Origin of the sequence: Lelliottia nimipressuralis, assembly GCF_004115925.1 — a bacterium.
GTDB lineage: Bacteria > Pseudomonadota > Gammaproteobacteria > Enterobacterales > Enterobacteriaceae > Enterobacter > Enterobacter nimipressuralis.
In genome coordinates this window covers 1-558 of sequence record NZ_SDDX01000061.1, presented here as the reverse complement: position 1 = coordinate 558, position 558 = coordinate 1, and the positions used below count along the sequence as shown (strand labels likewise).

The following is a 558-nucleotide window of genomic DNA, read 5'->3' as shown; positions in this document are numbered from 1 at the left end:
TTTCGATAGCCGCCATAATCAGGCGGTCCATTTCAGCCAGCTGGCGCGCGTCCGGCACGTTGTCGCCGAAGCGACGGTTGATATCCTGCAAATGGCGTAAAAAACTTTGGCTTTGATAAAGCGAACTGAGCAGCGCGTTGCGCTCCAGATGACGTCGCTGACCGCGCTCCAGCATCCCGGTGACGCTTTGCTGTAACTCATTACTGCGGCGAATGATTCGCGCCACCAGCGCCGGTTCCTGCTGCGCCAGCGGCGCATCGGCGAGCTGCTCAAGGGAGTGACGCAGCGCCGTCTGCGTCTGCTTCAGGCGATCCGCTTCGCTTTTGTACTCCAGCGCCCCCACCACCTGCGAAAGACGCACCGCCGCCGTGGCCACATTGGCGGTGTCGCGCGCCAGATTCATGCTGCCGGTCATGTCGTTTAAGGTCTGCTGCTGCACCTGCTCCTGAATCTGGCTGGCATGCCGAAAGCCCAGCACCGCCACGCCGCTGACCATCAATGTCACCGCCACCACCAGCAGATTGAAGATCAGCAGGCGGCCACGGGCGCTGGCAAAAA

1 pseudogene is annotated in these 558 nt (G+C 61.5%); it reads right to left on the bottom strand.

Going from position 1 to position 558, the window contains the following annotated elements:
• Positions 1-558: pseudogene (locus ETG88_RS22185) on the bottom strand (hybrid sensor histidine kinase/response regulator); the annotation flags it as partial.